Raw genomic sequence first — 18,016 nt, 5'->3', positions numbered from 1 at the left:
ATAAAGTAGTGTATGATAACTTATAACAAAGAAACCCCCATACTTCTTCTTGCCTAATGATGGTATTGAAAATATCACATCGCTTTTTAATGAAATCCAACCTCTTGAAGTCCGACGCTTATATTTGGCTTGTGATTATTCGGCATTGAATGATGATGCGAAAAAGCAGATAAAGGCAATAATAGCAGACGTAAACTGGGATTGTCAAGTTAATACAATGTATAATAAAACCAATTTAGGATATGATAAAACCATGCTAAAAGCCGTTAAACCCTAACTCCGCCGGAATTAGGTGGCTATTTCCCTTAATTCCTTTAATATAAGTGCTTTAGTGTAAAATCATAGCCCACCTATTTAGGTGGCCTATAAAAATCACTAAAATGTTGCTTATCAATGAATAAAACAATTGACTACCTAAATTAAGCGGAGTTAGGGTATAAATGCGGTAATGAGGTTAGTGTGTAGGAGGCATTCTGTGCTTGCTACTAAGGTTGTTTTGTTGAGAAAATTAGGTGAAAATGAGGTTTAAGAGCCATCTTGCGGCAAGTTTTCATTTACCCACATCAAACATTATGAGCTTTTTTTATCTTGGTCATCTTGAAAATTTTATTAAAATCAAGGTTCAGACAAAAAAAATGAGCAACGTATCCTCCCTTTTTCAAAATGAAATGTTTTGTATTTACCAATCATACGGGTTTGCCAATTTTAGCCCATTGATTCTTCTAAAATCGGGAATGTTGTGGGTTAGCAATACCAGCCCATTTTCTAATGCTGTTGCGGCAATAATAGCATCCGGCAGTTTTATTTTATACAATCTACGAATTTCTATCGTTTTAAAGATAACAAACTTGTTGATATCCAAAATAGTAGCCGCATCAACAAAGGATTCAATTTGTGGGGGCACAATCGAAAAGCCTAATAACTCAATTTGGGTAATAGCAGAGATAATTGGGTCGTCATCAAGAATTTCCGCAACCCGATGAGCACTGATAGGAGTAAGCCTTTGTTGGGAAAAATCAATAATAACGTTGGTATCAATCAGATATTTCTGTTCCATTCGCCTCGCATTTGTTCCAATTCACGGTACATGATTTCCGCTTGCGCCGAAGTGATAGAGCCTGCCAATTGTTCCGATATTTTGGTGCGTGGTGTTGCTTTTTTGTTGCTGTGAACAATAACCAACAAATTCATATCTTCCAAATTTTTCAGCAGATTAATCGTTTGCTTATCTTTAAGCCCAACTGTTAATGTGTCCATAATTGTTATTTTTTGCCGCAAAGGTACGCTTTTTGTTCCAAATACACAATTTTTTTTATCTTGGTCATCTTGAAAATTTTGTTAAAATCAAGGTTCAGACAATCAGGATGCGTCCATCATACTCAACCAATTGCTAAACAACCGAATAGCATTTTCGCGCCATTGAAAAGCAATGCCATTCTTGGGGTCATTCCCGATGTAGTAATTGACGGGCATCGCGATGGGTAAGCCTTTGTTCAAATCCCTATGATATTCGGTGTGAAGCGTGTTTGAGGCATATTCGGAATGTCCGGTGATGAAAATGTCGCGCCCCCCATGAGCCGTCACAATGTGTACGCCCGACTCGGCGGACTCGGTCAGCAAGGTCAGTTCGGGAACTTTCAAAATATCCGCTTTGCGAATTTCCGTATGCCGACTGTGCGGCGCATAAAACTCACTGCCAAAGCCACTTACCAATGGCGCGAAGGCATCATTTACCTGATGTTTGAAGACTCCAAACATTTTTTGCCCCAACGGATATTTCGGAATACCATAAAAGTGGTAAAGAGCCGCCTGAGCCGCCCAACAGATGTATAACCGGCTTGGAATATGGTCGCGAGCCCAATCCATGATTTGTCGCAACTCATCCCAATAGGTAACATCCTCGTATTCAATCTGTTCCACCGGTGCTCCGGTAATAATCAGCCCGTCATAAGGCGTATCGCGCACATCTTCAAAATGCTTGTAAAGGGCATCTAAATGCTCTTTAGGCGTGTTTTTGCAAACATGATTTTTGATTTTCAGCCAATCAATCTCGACCGGTATCGGGCTATGGGCAAAAATGCGCAAAAAATCAGCCTCTGTCGCCTGTTTGAGCGGCATCAGATTGAGAATAGCGATGTGTAAGGTGCGTTGTGACATGAAAAACTAATTGTGTTGCAAAAGTACACAATTATTTCGTACTATGGAAAAACAAATCGTCCATCACCACTTCCGACTGAATATTTCCCCAATATTGGTTGTGCCGCACGCCGTTGGTCGTAATCATGGTGATATGAATGGTTTTGCGCGTTTTCGTTTCTTCTCTGAATGCACCGCGTTTTTTGCGTAGCACCTCATCGTACTGTTTGTCGATAATAAACTCATCCTCAGCGTATTTCATTTCGCAAAGGTTGATAACCCTGTCGTTGCGCTCTATGAGGAGGTCGATTTGCGCTGCATTTTCCTTGTCGTTGCTGCGCCACGAAGCCGTTTTTGTTGATACACCGAAAATGCCAAGTTTTTGCTTTATTTGCGGTAAATGTGCCAAACAAACCTGCTCAAAGGCGTAACCACTCCATGCGCGCCGACGAGCATTGTCAATGGCATTTGTCCAAAAATGCGAGTCATCAAACGTATTGGTTTTCAGAAAATTGAAATAGAAAAGCGAATAAAAATCTATCAATTGATAAAGCGAATGCTGCTCTTTTTTGCCAAAACTTTGATAACGACGGATAAAATCGCACTGCTCCAATTCGTTGAGCATATCTGTTAAACCGCCACCATTGGATATTTTGGTCAAGTCAATGATTTCTTCGCGCGTTAATCCCTTTGTCTTTGTGCTTAATGCATCCACAATTTTCAAGTGGTTTGTGTAGTTTTTAAACAAAGAAGCATAAAGGAAAGCAAATTCGTTTTTCAGCGGGGCATCCTCTTTATATAACAGATTATCAATATTTTGCGACACGCTCAACCCTTTTTCAAACATTTCGAGATAATAGGGGATTCCGCCAAAAATCATATAGGCATCGATGATTGATTTGCGGTCTAAAGGAATTTTTTTGTGTGTAAAAAAATCCTCACATTCGCCCAACGAGAACGGTGAAATGTGCATACGGCGCGTAACACGATTGTACAAACCGCCCTTATCGTTAAGCAGTTTATCAATTATCCACGAAGTAGCCGACCCGCAGGCTATCAGCAAAATATCGCTACGCCCCGAAGCCCAAGTGTTCCAAAAAAAATCAACAGCTGTCAAAAAACCCGAACGAGCGGTATCAAACCACGGTAATTCGTCTATAAAAACCACTTTTTTGCCGCGTTTGCCCGAATGTTCAAGCAAATGAATTAGCTGCCGAAAAGCATCCATCCACGACTTGAGAGGTGGATAGGGCATTTTTCCGTAAAAAGAGAGAGCAGCATTAAAATTTCCCAATTGCTCACGTTTAGTGGCTTTTTTCAATCCGCTGATATAAAACGAAAAATCCTGATTAAAATATTCTTTAATCAAAAATGTTTTGCCCACGCGCCGCCGTCCATACAACACAAGAAATTCCGATTTTTTGGACTCAACTAATTGCTGTATATCTGTTTGTTCCTGTTTCCGACCAAGTAATGCCATAGATTATTATTTTATATTCGGCTGCAAAGGTACAAAAAAATATTAGTTTAAGCGAAATATCCGATTATATAGTTCGCTTAAACTCATAAAAAATACGAGTTTAAGCGAATTATAATGTTCTATACTTCGCTTAAACTCATAAAAAATATGATTTTAAGCGAACTATAATGTTCTATAGTTCGCTTAAACTCATAAAAAAATATGAGTTTAAGCGAACTATAATGTTTTATAGTTCGCTTAAACTCATAAAAAATGCGAGTTTAAGCGAACTATAGAACATGACAAGCCGAATTTAACAAAGTTTAACACAAAATGGCTGACAACAATGAATGTTGTTTAAAAATAATATCTACCTTTGCGCCCGATATCTTTAGGGGTGCCCATACGGGCTGAGATCATACCCTTTGAACCTGAACAGGTTAGCACCTGCGGAGGGACGAAGATTTATTTATAGACATTGCGGGTTTGACCCGAAATCATACGATAAATAAAAACATTTCTCACAATTCCCCTTTTTTATAAACAACAGCGTGTCATTGCGGGCGCGATTCGCAATACACGCATAAAAATTATTTATTTTATGAAAAAGGTTTTTTTTCAGAGTTTCTTGGTTTTAGGTGCAGGCATGGTGTCTGCACAAGAGATTGCGGGTCAAGCCCGCAATGACAGTGATGGTGCGGGCATGGTGCTCGCACAGGGGATTGCGGGTCAAGTCCGCAATGACAGCGATGATGCAGGGTTTGCCCGCAGTGACATTAGCTTGCACGAGGTGGAGGTGGTGGCTTCGCGAGCCGGTGAGAAAACGCCGGTGGCTTATTCCAATATGGATAAGCAGGCAATTGAGGCGGCGAATTTTGGGCAGGACATTCCGTTTCTGCTGTTGCTTACGCCCTCTGTCATAGCAACTTCCGATGCCGGCACGGGCATTGGCTACACGGGGTTTCGCATTCGCGGCACGGATGCCAACCGCATCAACATCACAAGTAATGGCATTCCGCTCAACGATTCGGAGTCGCACGGCGTGTTTTGGGTGAACATGCCCGACTTCGCCTCCTCGTTGCAGGATTTGCAGGTGCAGCGCGGTGTGGGCACGTCCACTAATGGTGCAGGGGCGTTTGGGGCGAGTATTAACATGAAAACAGAGAATGTGCCGCTGAAATCCTACGGCGAATTTGACGGCGGGTTGGGGTCATTCAACACCCAAAAGGCGACTTTCAAGTTGGGCACAGGCATTCTCAACGACCATTGGGCATTTGACGGGCGGCTTTCGTCGATTACTTCTGACGGATTTATTGACCGTGCGGCGGTTGATTTGAAGTCCTATTTTGCGCAGGGGGCGTATTTTAACGACCATTCGCTGGTGAAATTTATCACGTTTGGCGGCAAAGAAAAGACCTACCATGCTTGGGATGGCGTGTCGGATTACAAGTTGGCAGAAGGCAATCGCACCTACAATCCTTCGGGTTATATGGGTGAAGACGCGGATGGCAACGAACTTTTTTATGCCAATCAGACCGATAATTATGAGCAAACGCATTATCAGTTAAGCCTTTTGCAACGCTTAAATTTGAATTTGAATTTGAATGTAGCATTGCATTACACCAAAGGGCAAGGCTATTACGAAGAATACAAGGACAACAGAGCATTGGAAGAATATGGTCTTCAAGCAGGGGAAAGTGACTTGATTCGTGAAAAATGGCTCGACAATGATTTCTACGGCGGTATTTTCTCATTGGATTACATCCAAAATAAGTGGAATGTGTCGTTGGGTGGTGGCGCAAATAAATACGAGGGCAATCATTTTGGCTATGTGAAATGGGTGAAAGATTATACCGGAGATGCAGATTTTCAACCTAATCACGAATATTATCGCAGCACCGGCGACAAAACCGATGCCAACATTTATTTGAAAGCCAATTATCAACTGACCAACGAATTAAGTCTTTACGGCGATGCACAATACCGCTATATTGATTATCAAATTCAAGGGAAAAACGATGTCTGGGATTGGAATATTGGGGAAATGCAAAATTTAAATGTACATGATAAGTTCAATTTTTTCAATCCCAAAGTCGGTTTGTTTTACCAAATAAATAAGGAGAATAACGTGTATGCTTCTTTTGCGATTGCCAACCGTGAGCCGAATCGCAACAACTATACTAATGCCAATATTAACGAAATTCCCAAACCGGAACGCTTGCAGGATTATGAATTAGGCTATAAATTCAATAATCGCACTTTCTCCGCCGGAGTCAATTTATATTATATGGACTACAAAGACCAATTGGTTTTGACAGGCAAAGTGAACGAAATCGGCGAGCCGCTGACATCGAATGTACCGGAGAGTTACCGCATGGGTGCAGAACTCGTATTGGGCGCGCGCATTACCTCCTGGTTGAAATGGAACGGCAATTTAACGCTTAGCAGCAATGAAATCAAAAGCTATACCGAGTATATCGATGAATACGATGAAAATTGGGAATGGATGCGTCAGGTCGAAAATGCGTTGGGAACGACTCCGATTGCGTTTTCGCCCAATGTAACCGCCGGAAGTTTGTTTGCCGTGTCTTTGAAAAATTGGGACGGCGGATTGCAATCCAATTTTGTGGGCAAACAATATATTGACAACACCGGAAGCGATGCCCGCAGTTTGGATGCCTATTTTGTCAATAATCTCCGATTGGGCTATACATTCCACTTGAAAGGTGTTAAGTCATTGGCATTGAACGTATTAGTAAATAATTTATTCAATGCCCAATATGAAAGCAATGCGTGGGTTTATTCGTCTTACCAACAAGGAACGCGAAATGAAGACTTCGGCTATTTCCCGCAGGCAGGCACAAATTTCATGGCAAATGTGGTGGTGAAATTTTAATTGGGGCGTTCTGCCGACGATTTTTTTACCCTCCACATTTGGAGTGTCCGCACGAAGTGCATTTCAGGCAACCCTCGGCATAGACGAGGGTTGCTTGACCGCAGCTGGGGCATTTTCTGCCGCGGGCTTCGGTGCCTTCGAGGACGTACTTTTTCAGGGCACGTTCCACCCCGTTTTTCCATGTGTTGATGGACTCGTTGTTGAGTTCCAAGCCTTGTACGAGTTTGATGACTTGGTCCACAGGCATCGCGTAGCGCAACACGCCAGAAAGCAATTTGGCATAGTTCCAAAATTCGGGGTCGAATTTTCCGTCCAAACCTTCAATGGTGGTCTTGTAGCCGCGTTTGTTGGCGTATTGGAAGTCGTAATGTTTTTTGTCCTGTGCGTCCACGCTTTTGATAATCGTGCCTTTTTCAATATTTTTGGGGATGTAGATGCCATCGTCTTCATCGTACAGTCCGGTAAAGATTTCATACGGACGACCGTTGAGCAGCCCCACAAAGGCAATCCATTTCTCGCGGTTGTTCTGAAAACGCACAATTTCTGCCTCCAATTCGCGGGGACGTTTCGCCACAATTACGGGTGGTTCGTAACATTCGCAATCTTGCTCCTCTTTTTTTGCTTCGGTAGCCAACAAAACGCCGCTTCGAGAGCCATCGCGATAGACGGTGCAACCTTTGCAGCCCGATTTCCATGCCTCTATATAGAGTTGATTGACAAGCGATTCCTCTGCCTCATTCGGCAGGTTGATGGTAACACTTATCGAATGGTCGACCCATTTTTGCACGCGCCCCTGCATCTTCACTTTTTGCATCCAGTCCACATCATTGGACGTAGCTTTGTAGTAGGGGGATTTTGCAATCAGTTCGTCAAGTTCCTCTTGGGAATATTTTTTTGCCGCCGGATAGCCATTGGCAATCATCCAATCAACAAATTTGTGGTGAAACACGATATATTCTTCCCACGCATCGCCCACTTCATCCACAAAATCCACTTTCGAGGACACATCGTTGGGATTGACCTTCCGGCGGCGTTTGTAAACCGGCAAAAAGACCGGCTCAATGCCCGACGTGGTCTGTGTCATCAGCGAGGTAGTGCCTGTGGGCGCAATCGTCAAACAGGCAATGTTGCGGCGACCATATTTCTCCATATCAGCCACCAATTGCGGGTCGGCTTCGCGCAGACGGGCGATGAAAGGGTTGTTTTGTTCGCGCGTTGCCTCATAAATCTCAAACGCACCACGCTCACGAGCCAATTTCACCGATGAACCGTAGGCAGCCAAGGCGATGGCTTTTTGCACCTCTTCGGCAACATCCGTAGCCTCCGGCGTGCCGTAACGAAGTCCCAGAGCGGCTATCATATCACCCTCTGCGGTGATGCCGACACCTGTGCGGCGACCTTGCAGGGTCTTGCGGCGGATTTTTTCCCACAGCAACCCTTCGGCGTGCTTCACTTCGTCCGATTCGGGGTCGCTGTCTATTTTTGCAATAATTGTATCAATTTTTTCTATCTCCAAGTCGATAATATCGTCCATAATTCGTTGAGCCAGAGCCACATGCTCTTTGAACATCTTGAAATCAAATTTAGCCTCTTTGGTAAACGGTTTTTTCACATAAGAATACAAATTGATTGCCAACAGTCGGCAACTGTCATACGGACACAACGGAATTTCCCCGCAAGGGTTGGTTGAAACGGTTTTAAAGCCCAAATCGGCATAGCAGTCGGGCAACGATTCCTTGAGAATGGTGTCCCAAAACAGCACTCCCGGCTCGGCAGATTTCCACGCATTGTGGATAATTTTGCCCCACAGCGCACCGGCATCAATCTCGGTAGTGAAAGTTGGTGAGGTGCTGTCCACAGGATATTGTTGTTTGAACAATTCGTTTTCAACCACCGCTTTCATAAAATCATCGGTGATTTTGACGGATACATTGGCTCCGGTCACTTTGCCTTCTACCAATTTAGCATCTATAAACGACTCGACATCAGGGTGTTTGATGGAAACGCTCAACATCAACGCCCCGCGGCGACCATCCTGAGCCACTTCGCGCGTGGAGTTGGAATACCGCTCCATAAATGGCACCAAACCGGTGGAAGTCAATGCGGAATTTTTGACCGGCGAACCTTTGGGGCGGATGTGCGAAAGGTCGTGCCCCACGCCGCCGCGCCGTTTCATCAGTTGCACTTGCTCCTCGTCAATCTTAATGATGGCACCGTAGGAATCCGCCAGCCCGTCAATGCCAATCACAAAGCAATTGGAGAGCGACCCAATCTGGTGATTGTTGCCAATACCGGTCATCGGGCTGCCCTGCGGGATGATGTATTTAAAATGGTCGAGCAAGTCAAACAGTTCCTGCTCCGTCAGCGGGTTAGGATACTTCGCTTCAACACGGGCAATCTCACTCGCCAAACGGAGGTGCATCTCCGCCGGTGTTTTCTCAAAAATGCCACCAAAGCCATCCTTTAATGCGTATTTGTTCAAAAAAACTTTGGCGGCTAATTCATCGCCATTAAAATAATCCAATGAAGCCTGAAATGCTTCATCAAAAGTATAACCTTTTGCCTTCACGTCGTTTATTTTTATTTTTATTTTAAAATTTGAAATTCTATAATTGTTGTCAAAAGTTTGACACTGCAAAAGTAGGTATATATATTAAATCTACCAAATTTTTTAATAATTATTTTTCATTTTGTTGATAAGTTTTCCAAAATAAAAATTAACTGTTTGATTTTCAATTATTTAATTTTTTAGTGAAATAAAAAAAATCTCCAAAATGAAAATCGAGGATTGAAGTGAGGCTAAATTATTTTGGTATCAACCGTAAATTATATGCACAACAAAGGATTGCGGGTCAAGCCCGCAATGACAGACTTTTTAATCAGCCGTAAGTAGGTAAAAATAGTGAGTTATGGCTGATTATAAATCTATAATCAGCCGTAAGTGGGTAAAAATAGTGAGTTACGGCTGATTATAAATCTATAATCAGCCGTAAGTGGGCAAAAATAGTGAGTTACGGCTGATTATAGAATTATATTAACGGAATAAGTCTTTGAGTTTCAGCTCTTTTTGCACCATTTCGGAATATTTGTTTTGTTTTACTCCAAAAGTAGTAAGCATCAATAAATGAACGGCTTTTCGCGTGCGGGTTTCATCTTTGAACGCAAAAATCTTGTTACGCAGGTTTGCGTCGTAGTCTTTGGTGATGGCAAATTCTTTTCCCGCAAATTTTATCTCTACGAGGTTGATGATTCCGTCTTTTCGGTTGATTACCAAATCGATTTGAGCGGCGGGGCTTGACGTTTCGCTACGCCACGTAGAAACAGACGCCTGAATGCCCGCAATGCCCAGTGCTTGCTTGATTTCTGCCGTGTGCAACAAAGCCAGCAGTTCAAAGGCTAAGCCCACCCAAGTGTTGTGCAGCGGCGTGTCTAACGAATTTGCCCAAAAATGCTCATCGTTATACTCGTTTTTAGCGATAAATTTGAAATAAAACAGCGTGAAAGGGTCGATAAGTTGATAAAGCATATCGCGTTTTTTTCGATTGAAAGTGCCGTATTTTCTGATAAAACCGCAATATTCAAGATTTTGCAGAATTTTTGTCAGTGTGCCGCCGGCCTTGATTTTTGCTGTTTCCTCTATTTCGCTGCGAGTCAATCCCTTACCTTTTTTGCCCAATGCTTCCACTAATTTAATATATTCTTCCGATTTGTTAAACAGTGCCGCGTAAAGGTTGTTAAATTCGTTTCGGAGTTCCCCTTTGGGCATAAAAAACAGATTATCAATATTTTGTGCCAAGCTCAACCCTTTTTTTATTTTACTTAAATAGAATGGAATACCTCCCATAATCATGTAGTATTCAGCAATTTGCGTACGGCTCAATTCAATTTTTTTTGCCTTGAAATACATTTCACATTCCAATAAAGTAAACGGTTTGAGAAAAATGCTTGCCGTAAGACGATTATGCAGTCCGCCGTGGTTGTTGAGTAAGTTGTTGATAATCCAGGAAGTAGCAGAGCCACAAGCAATCAGCACAATATCTTTGCGCGCCGAAGCCCAAGCGTTCCAAAAATGTTCCAAAGCCGGAAGAAAATCGGAGCGTGGCGTATCCATCCAAGGCATTTCATCGAAAAACAAAATTTTCCGTTTTTGCGGACTGCGTTCCACAAAATCAATAAGTTGCGCAAACGCCTCCAGCCAATTCCCGGCGGGTTTCAAGCTTTCGCCGCTTGCTTTGTTCAAAGTCAGCGTAAAATTCAGCAACTGACTTTTGGTTTTGGATTTTGCCAATCCTGAAATTTCAAACACAAATTGGTCGGTAACCGTTTCGCGAACGAGAAATGTTTTTCCCACACGCCTCCTGCCGTAAACTGCCACAAATTCCGATATCTCGGATTGTAAAATATCTTGCAGTGCTTGCTGTTCCGTATCCCTGCCAATGATATTACTTTTCATATTTCAACCATTTATCGAATCATAATCAGCCGCAAAGGTATAAAAAAGTTACGATATTTCAAAATATAAATCTATAATCAGCCGTAAGTGGGTAAAAATAGTGAGTTATGGCTGATTATAAATCTATAATCAGCCGTAAGTGGGTAAAAATAGTGAGTTACGGCTGATTATAAATCTATAATCAGCCGTAAGTGGGTAAAAATAGTGAGTTACGGCTGATTATAAATCTATAATCAGCCGTAAGTGGGTAAAAATAGTAAGTTATGGCTGATTTCAAGATAAAAAGTGCTATGTTGCCTGAGCCTGCGTAATCAAACAACATAGAATCACAAATAAGATTAATTTTTGTATATAACGGTATTCATTTCAAAAAAAATATGTAACTTTGCAGCGAAAAAAAAAATACAAATATGAAAGAGATTAAAGTGTTGAATCCTCGTGCTAAAAAGCCACTGCTGTGGTGCTTGGGGGGTGTTGTGCTGCTTTTTGCGGTGCTGTTGGTTTTGCCGTTTGCTTTTAGTGGCAAAATAGTTGAGGTGGCGAAGAAACAAATCAATGAAATGCTGAATGCACAGGTTGATTTTGAGAAAATTTCGCTCAGTTTTATCCGCGATTTTCCGAATGCGTCGGTTGGCATTAAGAACATTCGTGTGATTGGAGTGGATGAGTTTCAGCAGGATACGCTGTTTTCCGGCAAGGAAATCCGCGTGGTAGTCAATTTGATGAGCCTGTTTTCGGACAGCGGCTACGAAGTGCGCGAAATTCGCCTCGACCGACCATATATATATGCCCACATTTTGCCCGATGGCAAAGTCAATTGGGACATTATGAAGTCCGATTCCACCAAAGTGAAAGAAGAGGAGCCGGAAGGCACCACTACGATGAGTTTTCGCCTGCAACTGCGCGACTTTACTATTAAAGATGCCAACATTGTGTATTGGGACGAAAAAGGCAAGACGAAAGCCGAAATTCTCGGTTTGAATCACCACACGGAAGGCGATTTTTCTGCCTCCACATCGCTTATCGAAACCGCAACGTCCATTCAATCCATCACTGTTGGCTTGGGCGGTGTCAATTACCTGTCGAAAGCCAGTTTTGAGTTCAATGTGGATGTGGAAGCCGATTTGGACAGTATGCGGTTTGTGGTCAGCAAAAATTATATTCGCCTCAATGATATGGCTTTAGCACTCGATGGTTGGGTGGATTTGCTGGAACCCGAAGGAATGGATATGGATTTGACGTTGAACACCGAAAAAATACAGTTCAAATCTATCCTCTCAATGGTTCCTGCCCTCTATGCGAAAGATTTTGACGGGTTGAAAGCCAAGGGGAGTGTCACGCTCAACGCTGCCGTCAAAGGGCGAATGGTGGGCGAAACGTACCCGGCTTTTAACGTGAAATTGGCGGTGGCTGACGGTCAGTTCCAATATCCGGCATTGCCCAAAAGCGTGGATGCCATCAATATTGACATTAAGGCGAGCAGTCCTGGAGGCAGTTTAGACCGCACGGTGGTGGATGTTTCGCGTTTTTCGCTCAGTCTGGGCAAAAATCCGTTTGCTATTCAGGCACGTTTGGCAACGCCGATTTCTGACCCTGATTTTTCGGTGAAAGCCAACGGCAAATTGGACCTGGGCATGGTGAAAGATTTTTATCCGCTTGGCGACGACCTCAAATTGAACGGTGTGTTCACGGCAGACCTCTCTGCAAGCGGTCGGATGTCGTACGTCAAGAACAATCAGTATCAGAAATTCAACTTTGCCGGTAATCTCGGTTTGAGCAATTTGTTGTTGAAACTTGCCGGATTTAAAGATGATATAGCTATTTCACAGGCCGGTTTTGTGTTCAACAATCGCTACGCCGATTTGTCAACGGGACAAATAAAAATCGGGCGCAACGATGTGGCTTTGCGCGGCAAATTGGAAAATTATGTTGCCTACGCGCTACTCGAAAACGAATCGCTGAAAGGACAGTTGGATGTTTCTTCTAACTATCTGAATTTGAACGACTTCATGTCCGATACGCCTGAAGAAAAGAAGCCCGAAGAAGCATCTACAGAGCCGATGACGGTCATTGAAATTCCGAAAAATATTGATGCGGCGTTGAATGCCAATTTCAAAGAATTGATATTCGGTCAAATGCAATTCAAGGATGCCAGGGGGGCGTTGCGCGCAGCCAATGGTGAGTTGAAAATCAACAACTTGAGCCTGCTGGCATTTGGCGGCAGTATGAAAGTGAGCGGAGTGTATAGCACGGTTGACCCCAAAGTGCCGAAAGCCAATTTGAACCTCAATATCAACGAGATAGAGTTCACGCAGATATTCAAGCAGGTGGAAACATTGCAAAAAGTTGCACCGATTTTTGAAAGCGCAACAGGCAGAGGCTCAATAGATTTTGCACTCAGAACAACCTTGCTGGGCGATATGTCGCCGGATTTGAAAACTTTGTATGCCAAAGGAAAACTCACCAGCAAATCGGTGGGGTTGCACGATGTGTCCGCCCTCAACTCGTTGGCAGATGCGCTGAAACGCCCCGACTTGAAGTCGCTGTCGCTGAAAAACGTGTCAATCGCCTTTGAACTCATCGACGGTCGGTTGCACACCGAGCCGTTCGACATCAATGTAGCCGACACAAAACTGACGCTCGGCGGCTCTTCGGGCTTAGACCAAACGCTTGATTACAAGGGAAATGTGCAACTGCCGGACAACCTTGGTCTGGGCAAACTGTCGAAAGTGGGTGTAAGCATCGGCGGCACATTCTCCAGCCCAAAAGTGAAAGTGGATGTGTTGAACACACTGAAAGACATAGTGGACGATGCAAAAGCCAAAGTAACGGAAGAGGTGAACAAGCAGGTTGACAAAGCAAAGGCAGAAGTAACACAAAAGGTTGACGAAGCCAAGGCAAAAGCGGATGCCGAACTGCAAAAAAAGCGTGGAGAAGCCGTAGCAGCCGCCCGCGCCCAAGGCGACAAATTACAAGCAGAAGCCCAAAAAGCCGGCGACAAATTAGTGGAAGAAGCCCGCAAGCAAAGCGAATCCATGGTCAGCAAAGCAAGCAACCCCATAGCCAAAAAAGCAGCACAAGTGGCAGGCGACAAATTGGTGAAGGAAGCCCAGAGCAAGTCAGACGGCTTAAAAAAGAATGCACAGCAAGAATCGGAAAAGTTGGTGAAACAGGCTGAGCAGTTGTAAAAAACATAATTGTATTTCAAATTTACTTTGTTCTTTTGCGGCGAGTTTTTGAAATAGAAAATGAGTACTAAATGGCACAGGAAACTAAAATTAAAGAATTAGACCGCGTGGTGGTGCGCTTCTCGGGCGACTCCGGCGATGGGATGCAGTTGGTGGGGACGATGTTTTCCAACCTTTCTGCGGAGTTGGGCAACGAAATCATCACTTTTCCCGACTATCCGGCTGAAATTCGAGCCCCTCACGGCACGCTGAGCGGGGTTTCGGGGTTTCAGATGCAGTTGGGCGCAAAGGAGGTGTTCACCCCCGGCGACAAGGCGGACGTGCTCATCGCGATGAACCCCGCCGCGCTGAAAGTGAATGCACAGTTCCTCAAAAGGGATTCGGTGGTCATCATCGACACCGATTCGTTCGCAAAAGTGGACTTGGAAAAAGCCCTTTTCACGACCGACGACCCGTTCAAGGAATTGGGTCTCCACTCGGTGCAAGTGGTGGCGGCAAGCATCACGCAGATGTGTAAAGACTGCTTGGAAGACATTGTCGGCAACAAACAAGCCCTCAAAAACCGCAACATCTTTGCGCTGGGGCTGGTCTGCTGGCTGTTTAATCGCCCCATCGAGATTGTGGAAAAACTGCTGTCCGAAAAGTTCAAGAAGAAACCGGATGCCTTGAAAGCAAGTTTGGCAGTGTTGCAGGCGGGTTTCAACTACGGGCATAACATCCACGCAAGCGTTTCGACCTATCGCATCGAAACGAAACCTCAAAAGAAAGGTTTTTATATCGACGTAAACGGCAACAAGGCAACGGCTTACGGCTTGATTGCCGCCGCCGAAAAAGCAGGGTTGCAACTATTTTTAGGCTCGTATCCCATCACGCCGGCAACAGATGTGATGCAAGAACTCACCGCGCGTAAAGAGTTGGGAGTCAAGGTGATGCAGACCGAAGACGAAATTGCCGGTATCTGCACCGCCATCGGAGCCGCGTTTGCAGGCAGCCTCGCCGCCACGAACACCTCCGGACCGGGTTTGGCTCTCAAAAGCGAAGCCATCGGCTTGGCGGTGATTGCCGAAATTCCCTTGGTGATTGTGGATGTGCAACGCGCCGGTCCTTCCACCGGTATGCCCACCAAAAGCGAGCAAACCGACCTGCTGCAAGCCCTCTACGGACGCAACGGCGAAAGCCCCGCCGTGGTGATGGCTGCCCTCTCGCCGACCGACTGTTTCGACTCGGCTTATTGGGCAGCAAAAATCGCGCTGGAGCATCTCACCCCCGTTATCTTGCTCACTGATGGCTACATAGCCAACGGCTCGTCCGCCTGGCACATCCCTGATTTGGCAGAATATCCCGACATAAAACCGCCCTACGTGAAGCCCGAACAGCTCGCCCAAAATTGGCAAGCCTACACGCGCGACGCGAAAACGGACGTGCGCTATTGGGCAATTCCGGGCACAGAAGGCTTTATGCACCGCATCGGAGGCTTGGAAAAGGACTACGACAAAGGCTCCATTGCGACCGACCCCGACAACCACCAAAAAATGGTGCAGGTGCGTCAGGCAAAAGTCGATAAAATCGCCGACGTGCTACCACCTCAGGAAGTACTGGGCGACAAGGATGCCGACACGCTGGTTGTGGGTTGGGGTGGCACCTGCGGACACCTCTCCGAAGCCGTTGCCGACGTGCGCAAAACCGGCAAAAAAGTGGCATTCACGCACTTCCGCTACATCAACCCGCTACCGAAAAACACGGAGGAAATTCTCAGGAAGTACAAAAAGGTGCTGGTCATAGAACAGAATTTGGGACAATTCGCAGGCTACCTGCGCTCCAAAATCGGCGGCTTCAACCCTTACCAGTTCAATCGCGTGAAGGGGCAGCCGTTCATCGTAACCCGCCTTGTAGAGGAGATTATTAAAATAATTGAAAAATAATACATATCTGTCATTGCGGGCTTGACCCGCAATCCCCTCCAAAGGGGTGCTCTCTTTCAGGGGATTGCGGGTCAAGCCCGCAATGACAAAAAAAAATATATAGTATGAATAGTTACGAAGCAAAAGATTTCAAAAGCACTCAATTAGTGCGCTGGTGCCCCGGATGCGGCGATTTTGGCGTGTTGAGCAGCCTGCATAAGGCGATGGCAACCTTGGGCGTGGCACCTCACAATACCGCCGTGATTTCCGGTATCGGCTGTTCGTCGCGCTTGCCCTATTATATGAACACCTACGGGTTTCACACCATCCACGGGCGCGGTGCAGCCATTGCGACCGGCACGAAAGTGGCTAATCCGAAGTTGTCCGTTTGGCTCGCAACGGGCGATGGCGACTGTCTGGCAATCGGCGGCAACCATTTTATTCACGCGGTGCGGCGCAATGTGGACATCAATATCTTGTTGATGAACAATAAGATATATGGTTTAACAAAAGGGCAATATTCCCCCACCTCGGCACGCGGATTTGTATCCAAATCATCGCCCTACGGCACGGTGGAAGACCCTTTTCGTCCGGCAGAGTTGGCAATCGGGGCGCGCGGCAAATTTTTCGCCCGCATCATCGACACCGATGTGAAAAACGCTCCTGACATCCTTGTGGCGGCTGCCAAACACAAAGGCACATCTGTAATAGAGGTCATCCTCAACTGTGTGATTTACAACGACGGCATCAACGAATCCATCGTCAACAGGGACGTGCGTGCCGACAAGACCATCACGCTCAAGCACGGCGAAAAAATGCGCTTCGGCAAAGACAACAACCGCGGCATCGTGCAAGACGGCTTCAACCTGAAAGCCGTAACCATCGGCGAAGGTGGACACACGCTCGACAAGGTGCTGGTGCACGATGCAAAGACCGTTGACCCCACCCTGCACCTGAAATTGGCACTGATGGACGGCGGCGAACTCCCTGTCGCATTGGGAATTATCCGCGACGTGGAAGCCCCCACCTACGATGCCGAAATGGAAAAGCAAATCGCCGATGTGCAAGCTAAAAAGCCGTCACGCAAGTTGCGCGACTACCTTTTGACGCTGGATACTTGGGAGGTGAAATAATTTTGTGAAATGGGAAAAGTAATTTTTTGTGAAAAATTATCAAAAATTTTTGTGAAGTTCGAAAAAAATACCTACTTTTGCAGGAATTTTATCTAAATGTACAACAATGGAGTTTAGCGCACAACAAATAGCATGTATTCTTGATGGCAAAATTGAGGGAAATGCTACGGCAAAGGTCAGCAATTTTTCTAAAATTGATGAAGGAAAAACGGGGACAATCACATTCCTGTCTAATCCTAAGTATGCTCACCATCTGTATGATACTCAGGCGAGTATCGCTTTGATTAATGATGATTTCGTGCTCGAACAGCCCGTGCCTCAAAGTCTGACACTCATCCGCGTGCCCGACGCCTATTCTGCATTGGCGCGACTGTTGGAAATGGCAAGTCAGGAAAAGCCGCGCAAGCAAGGTATTGAGCAGCCGTCTTTCATTCATCCATCGGTGAAAATTGGTGTTGAACAGGCAGTCCCCACCGCCACGAATGTCTATATCGGCGCATTTGCCTACATTGGCGAAAACGTCACGTTGGGCGAAAATGTGTCCATTTATCCCCAATCATACATTGGCGATAATGTTACAATCGGCTCAAACACAATGATTTATGCGGGCGTAAAAATATACGACGGCTGCGTTATCGGCAACAATTGCATCATTCACGCGGGAGCCGTCATCGGTTCAGATGGATTTGGCTTCGCAAAAGAGGGCGATTCGTTCAGAAAAATCCCGCAATTAGGCAACGTGGTGGTTGAAGACGATGTAGAAATCGGCGCAAATAGCACCATCGACCGTGCTGTGATGGATGTTACCGCCATCCGTAAAGGTGCAAAATTGGACAATCTGATACATATA

General features: G+C 45.1%; 11 protein-coding genes, 1 pseudogene and 1 riboswitch. Of the genes and pseudogenes, 6 read left to right on the top strand and 6 right to left on the bottom strand.

Annotated elements, in window-relative coordinates; all coding sequences use genetic code 11:
* Positions 1 to 49 precede the first annotated feature (49 nt).
* The gene (locus ASC50_RS06960) at positions 50 to 277 is read left to right on the top strand and encodes a hypothetical protein (RefSeq protein WP_158648197.1); all 228 of its coding nucleotides are present in this window, start codon (positions 50 to 52) and stop codon (positions 275 to 277) included.
* Positions 278 to 679: 402 nt separating this feature from the next.
* On the opposite strand, the gene ASC50_RS00055 is transcribed toward ASC50_RS06960, so the two are convergent.
* The 4 genes and pseudogenes from ASC50_RS00055 to ASC50_RS00040 form a co-directional block, all read right to left on the bottom strand.
* Positions 680 to 1,057 carry a type II toxin-antitoxin system VapC family toxin gene (locus ASC50_RS00055; RefSeq protein ID WP_055432868.1) on the bottom strand — a complete coding sequence of 126 codons (378 nt, stop codon included), beginning with the start codon at positions 1,055 to 1,057 and terminating at the stop codon, positions 680 to 682.
* The gene (locus ASC50_RS00050) at positions 1,039 to 1,257 is read right to left on the bottom strand and encodes a hypothetical protein (protein ID WP_055432869.1); all 219 of its coding nucleotides are present in this window, start codon (positions 1,255 to 1,257) and stop codon (positions 1,039 to 1,041) included. Before ASC50_RS00050 ends, ASC50_RS00055 begins: the two co-directional genes overlap by 19 nt.
* A 102-nt stretch (positions 1,258 to 1,359) precedes the next feature.
* A pseudogene (locus tag ASC50_RS00045) lies at positions 1,360 to 2,148 on the bottom strand (homoserine O-succinyltransferase); the annotation flags it as partial.
* Positions 2,149 to 2,188: 40 nt separating this feature from the next.
* A complete protein-coding gene (locus tag ASC50_RS00040; protein ID WP_055432871.1) occupies positions 2,189 to 3,616 on the bottom strand; it encodes an AAA family ATPase in 1,428 nt (475 codons plus the stop codon).
* 362 nt (positions 3,617 to 3,978) lie between these two features.
* A riboswitch (TPP riboswitch) is annotated at positions 3,979 to 4,071 on the top strand.
* A 227-nt stretch (positions 4,072 to 4,298) separates the two neighbouring features.
* Here ASC50_RS00040 and ASC50_RS00035 point away from each other — a divergent pair.
* Complete coding sequence (locus tag ASC50_RS00035) at positions 4,299 to 6,491, top strand: TonB-dependent receptor (RefSeq protein ID WP_420885197.1); 2,193 nt, start codon at positions 4,299 to 4,301, stop codon at positions 6,489 to 6,491.
* A 25-nt stretch (positions 6,492 to 6,516) separates the two neighbouring features.
* On the opposite strand, the gene ASC50_RS00030 is transcribed toward ASC50_RS00035, so the two are convergent.
* Positions 6,517 to 9,060: an adenosylcobalamin-dependent ribonucleoside-diphosphate reductase gene (locus tag ASC50_RS00030; protein ID WP_055432895.1), complete on the bottom strand. Its 2,544-nt coding sequence runs from the start codon at positions 9,058 to 9,060 to the stop codon at positions 6,517 to 6,519.
* Positions 9,061 to 9,525: 465 nt separating this feature from the next.
* Positions 9,526 to 10,944, bottom strand: a complete 1,419-nt coding sequence (locus ASC50_RS00025; RefSeq protein WP_055432873.1) for an AAA family ATPase — start codon at positions 10,942 to 10,944, stop codon at positions 9,526 to 9,528.
* A 410-nt stretch (positions 10,945 to 11,354) separates the two neighbouring features.
* Between ASC50_RS00025 and ASC50_RS00020 the strand changes: the two genes are divergently transcribed.
* The 4 genes from ASC50_RS00020 to ASC50_RS00005 form a co-directional block, all read left to right on the top strand.
* Positions 11,355 to 14,132, top strand: a complete 2,778-nt coding sequence (locus ASC50_RS00020) for an AsmA-like C-terminal region-containing protein (RefSeq protein WP_055432874.1) — start codon at positions 11,355 to 11,357, stop codon at positions 14,130 to 14,132.
* Between the two features lie 71 nt (positions 14,133 to 14,203).
* Entirely contained in the window at positions 14,204 to 16,054 is a 1,851-nt protein-coding gene (locus ASC50_RS00015; RefSeq protein ID WP_055432875.1) for a 2-oxoacid:acceptor oxidoreductase subunit alpha, read from the top strand.
* Between the two features lie 104 nt (positions 16,055 to 16,158).
* Positions 16,159 to 17,166 carry a 2-oxoacid:ferredoxin oxidoreductase subunit beta gene (locus ASC50_RS00010; RefSeq protein ID WP_055432876.1) on the top strand — a complete coding sequence of 336 codons (1,008 nt, stop codon included), beginning with the start codon at positions 16,159 to 16,161 and terminating at the stop codon, positions 17,164 to 17,166.
* A gap of 106 nt (positions 17,167 to 17,272) precedes the next feature.
* Positions 17,273 to 18,016 (top strand): UDP-3-O-(3-hydroxymyristoyl)glucosamine N-acyltransferase (locus ASC50_RS00005; protein WP_056928533.1); only part of this gene is annotated, 744 nt, incomplete at its 3' end.

It is taken from the genome of Candidatus Symbiothrix dinenymphae (assembly GCF_001431085.1).
This window is presented reverse-complemented; position numbering and strand designations above follow the sequence as displayed.

Bases quoted from the DNA above. Each gene is read 5' to 3' on its own strand.
- ASC50_RS00055 (WP_055432868.1), bottom strand. From the start codon at position 1,057: ATGGAACAGAAATATCTGATTGATACCAACGTTATTATTGATTTTTCC.
- ASC50_RS00050 (WP_055432869.1), bottom strand. From the start codon at position 1,257: ATGGACACATTAACAGTTGGGCTTAAAGATAAGCAAACGATTAATCTG.
- ASC50_RS00040 (WP_055432871.1), bottom strand. From the start codon at position 3,616: ATGGCATTACTTGGTCGGAAACAGGAACAAACAGATATACAGCAATTA.
- ASC50_RS00035 (WP_420885197.1), top strand. From the start codon at position 4,299: ATGGTGCTCGCACAGGGGATTGCGGGTCAAGTCCGCAATGACAGCGAT.
- ASC50_RS00025 (WP_055432873.1), bottom strand. From the start codon at position 10,944: ATGAAAAGTAATATCATTGGCAGGGATACGGAACAGCAAGCACTGCAA.
- ASC50_RS00020 (WP_055432874.1), top strand. From the start codon at position 11,355: ATGAAAGAGATTAAAGTGTTGAATCCTCGTGCTAAAAAGCCACTGCTG.
- ASC50_RS00015 (WP_055432875.1), top strand. From the start codon at position 14,204: ATGGCACAGGAAACTAAAATTAAAGAATTAGACCGCGTGGTGGTGCGC.
- ASC50_RS00010 (WP_055432876.1), top strand. From the start codon at position 16,159: ATGAATAGTTACGAAGCAAAAGATTTCAAAAGCACTCAATTAGTGCGC.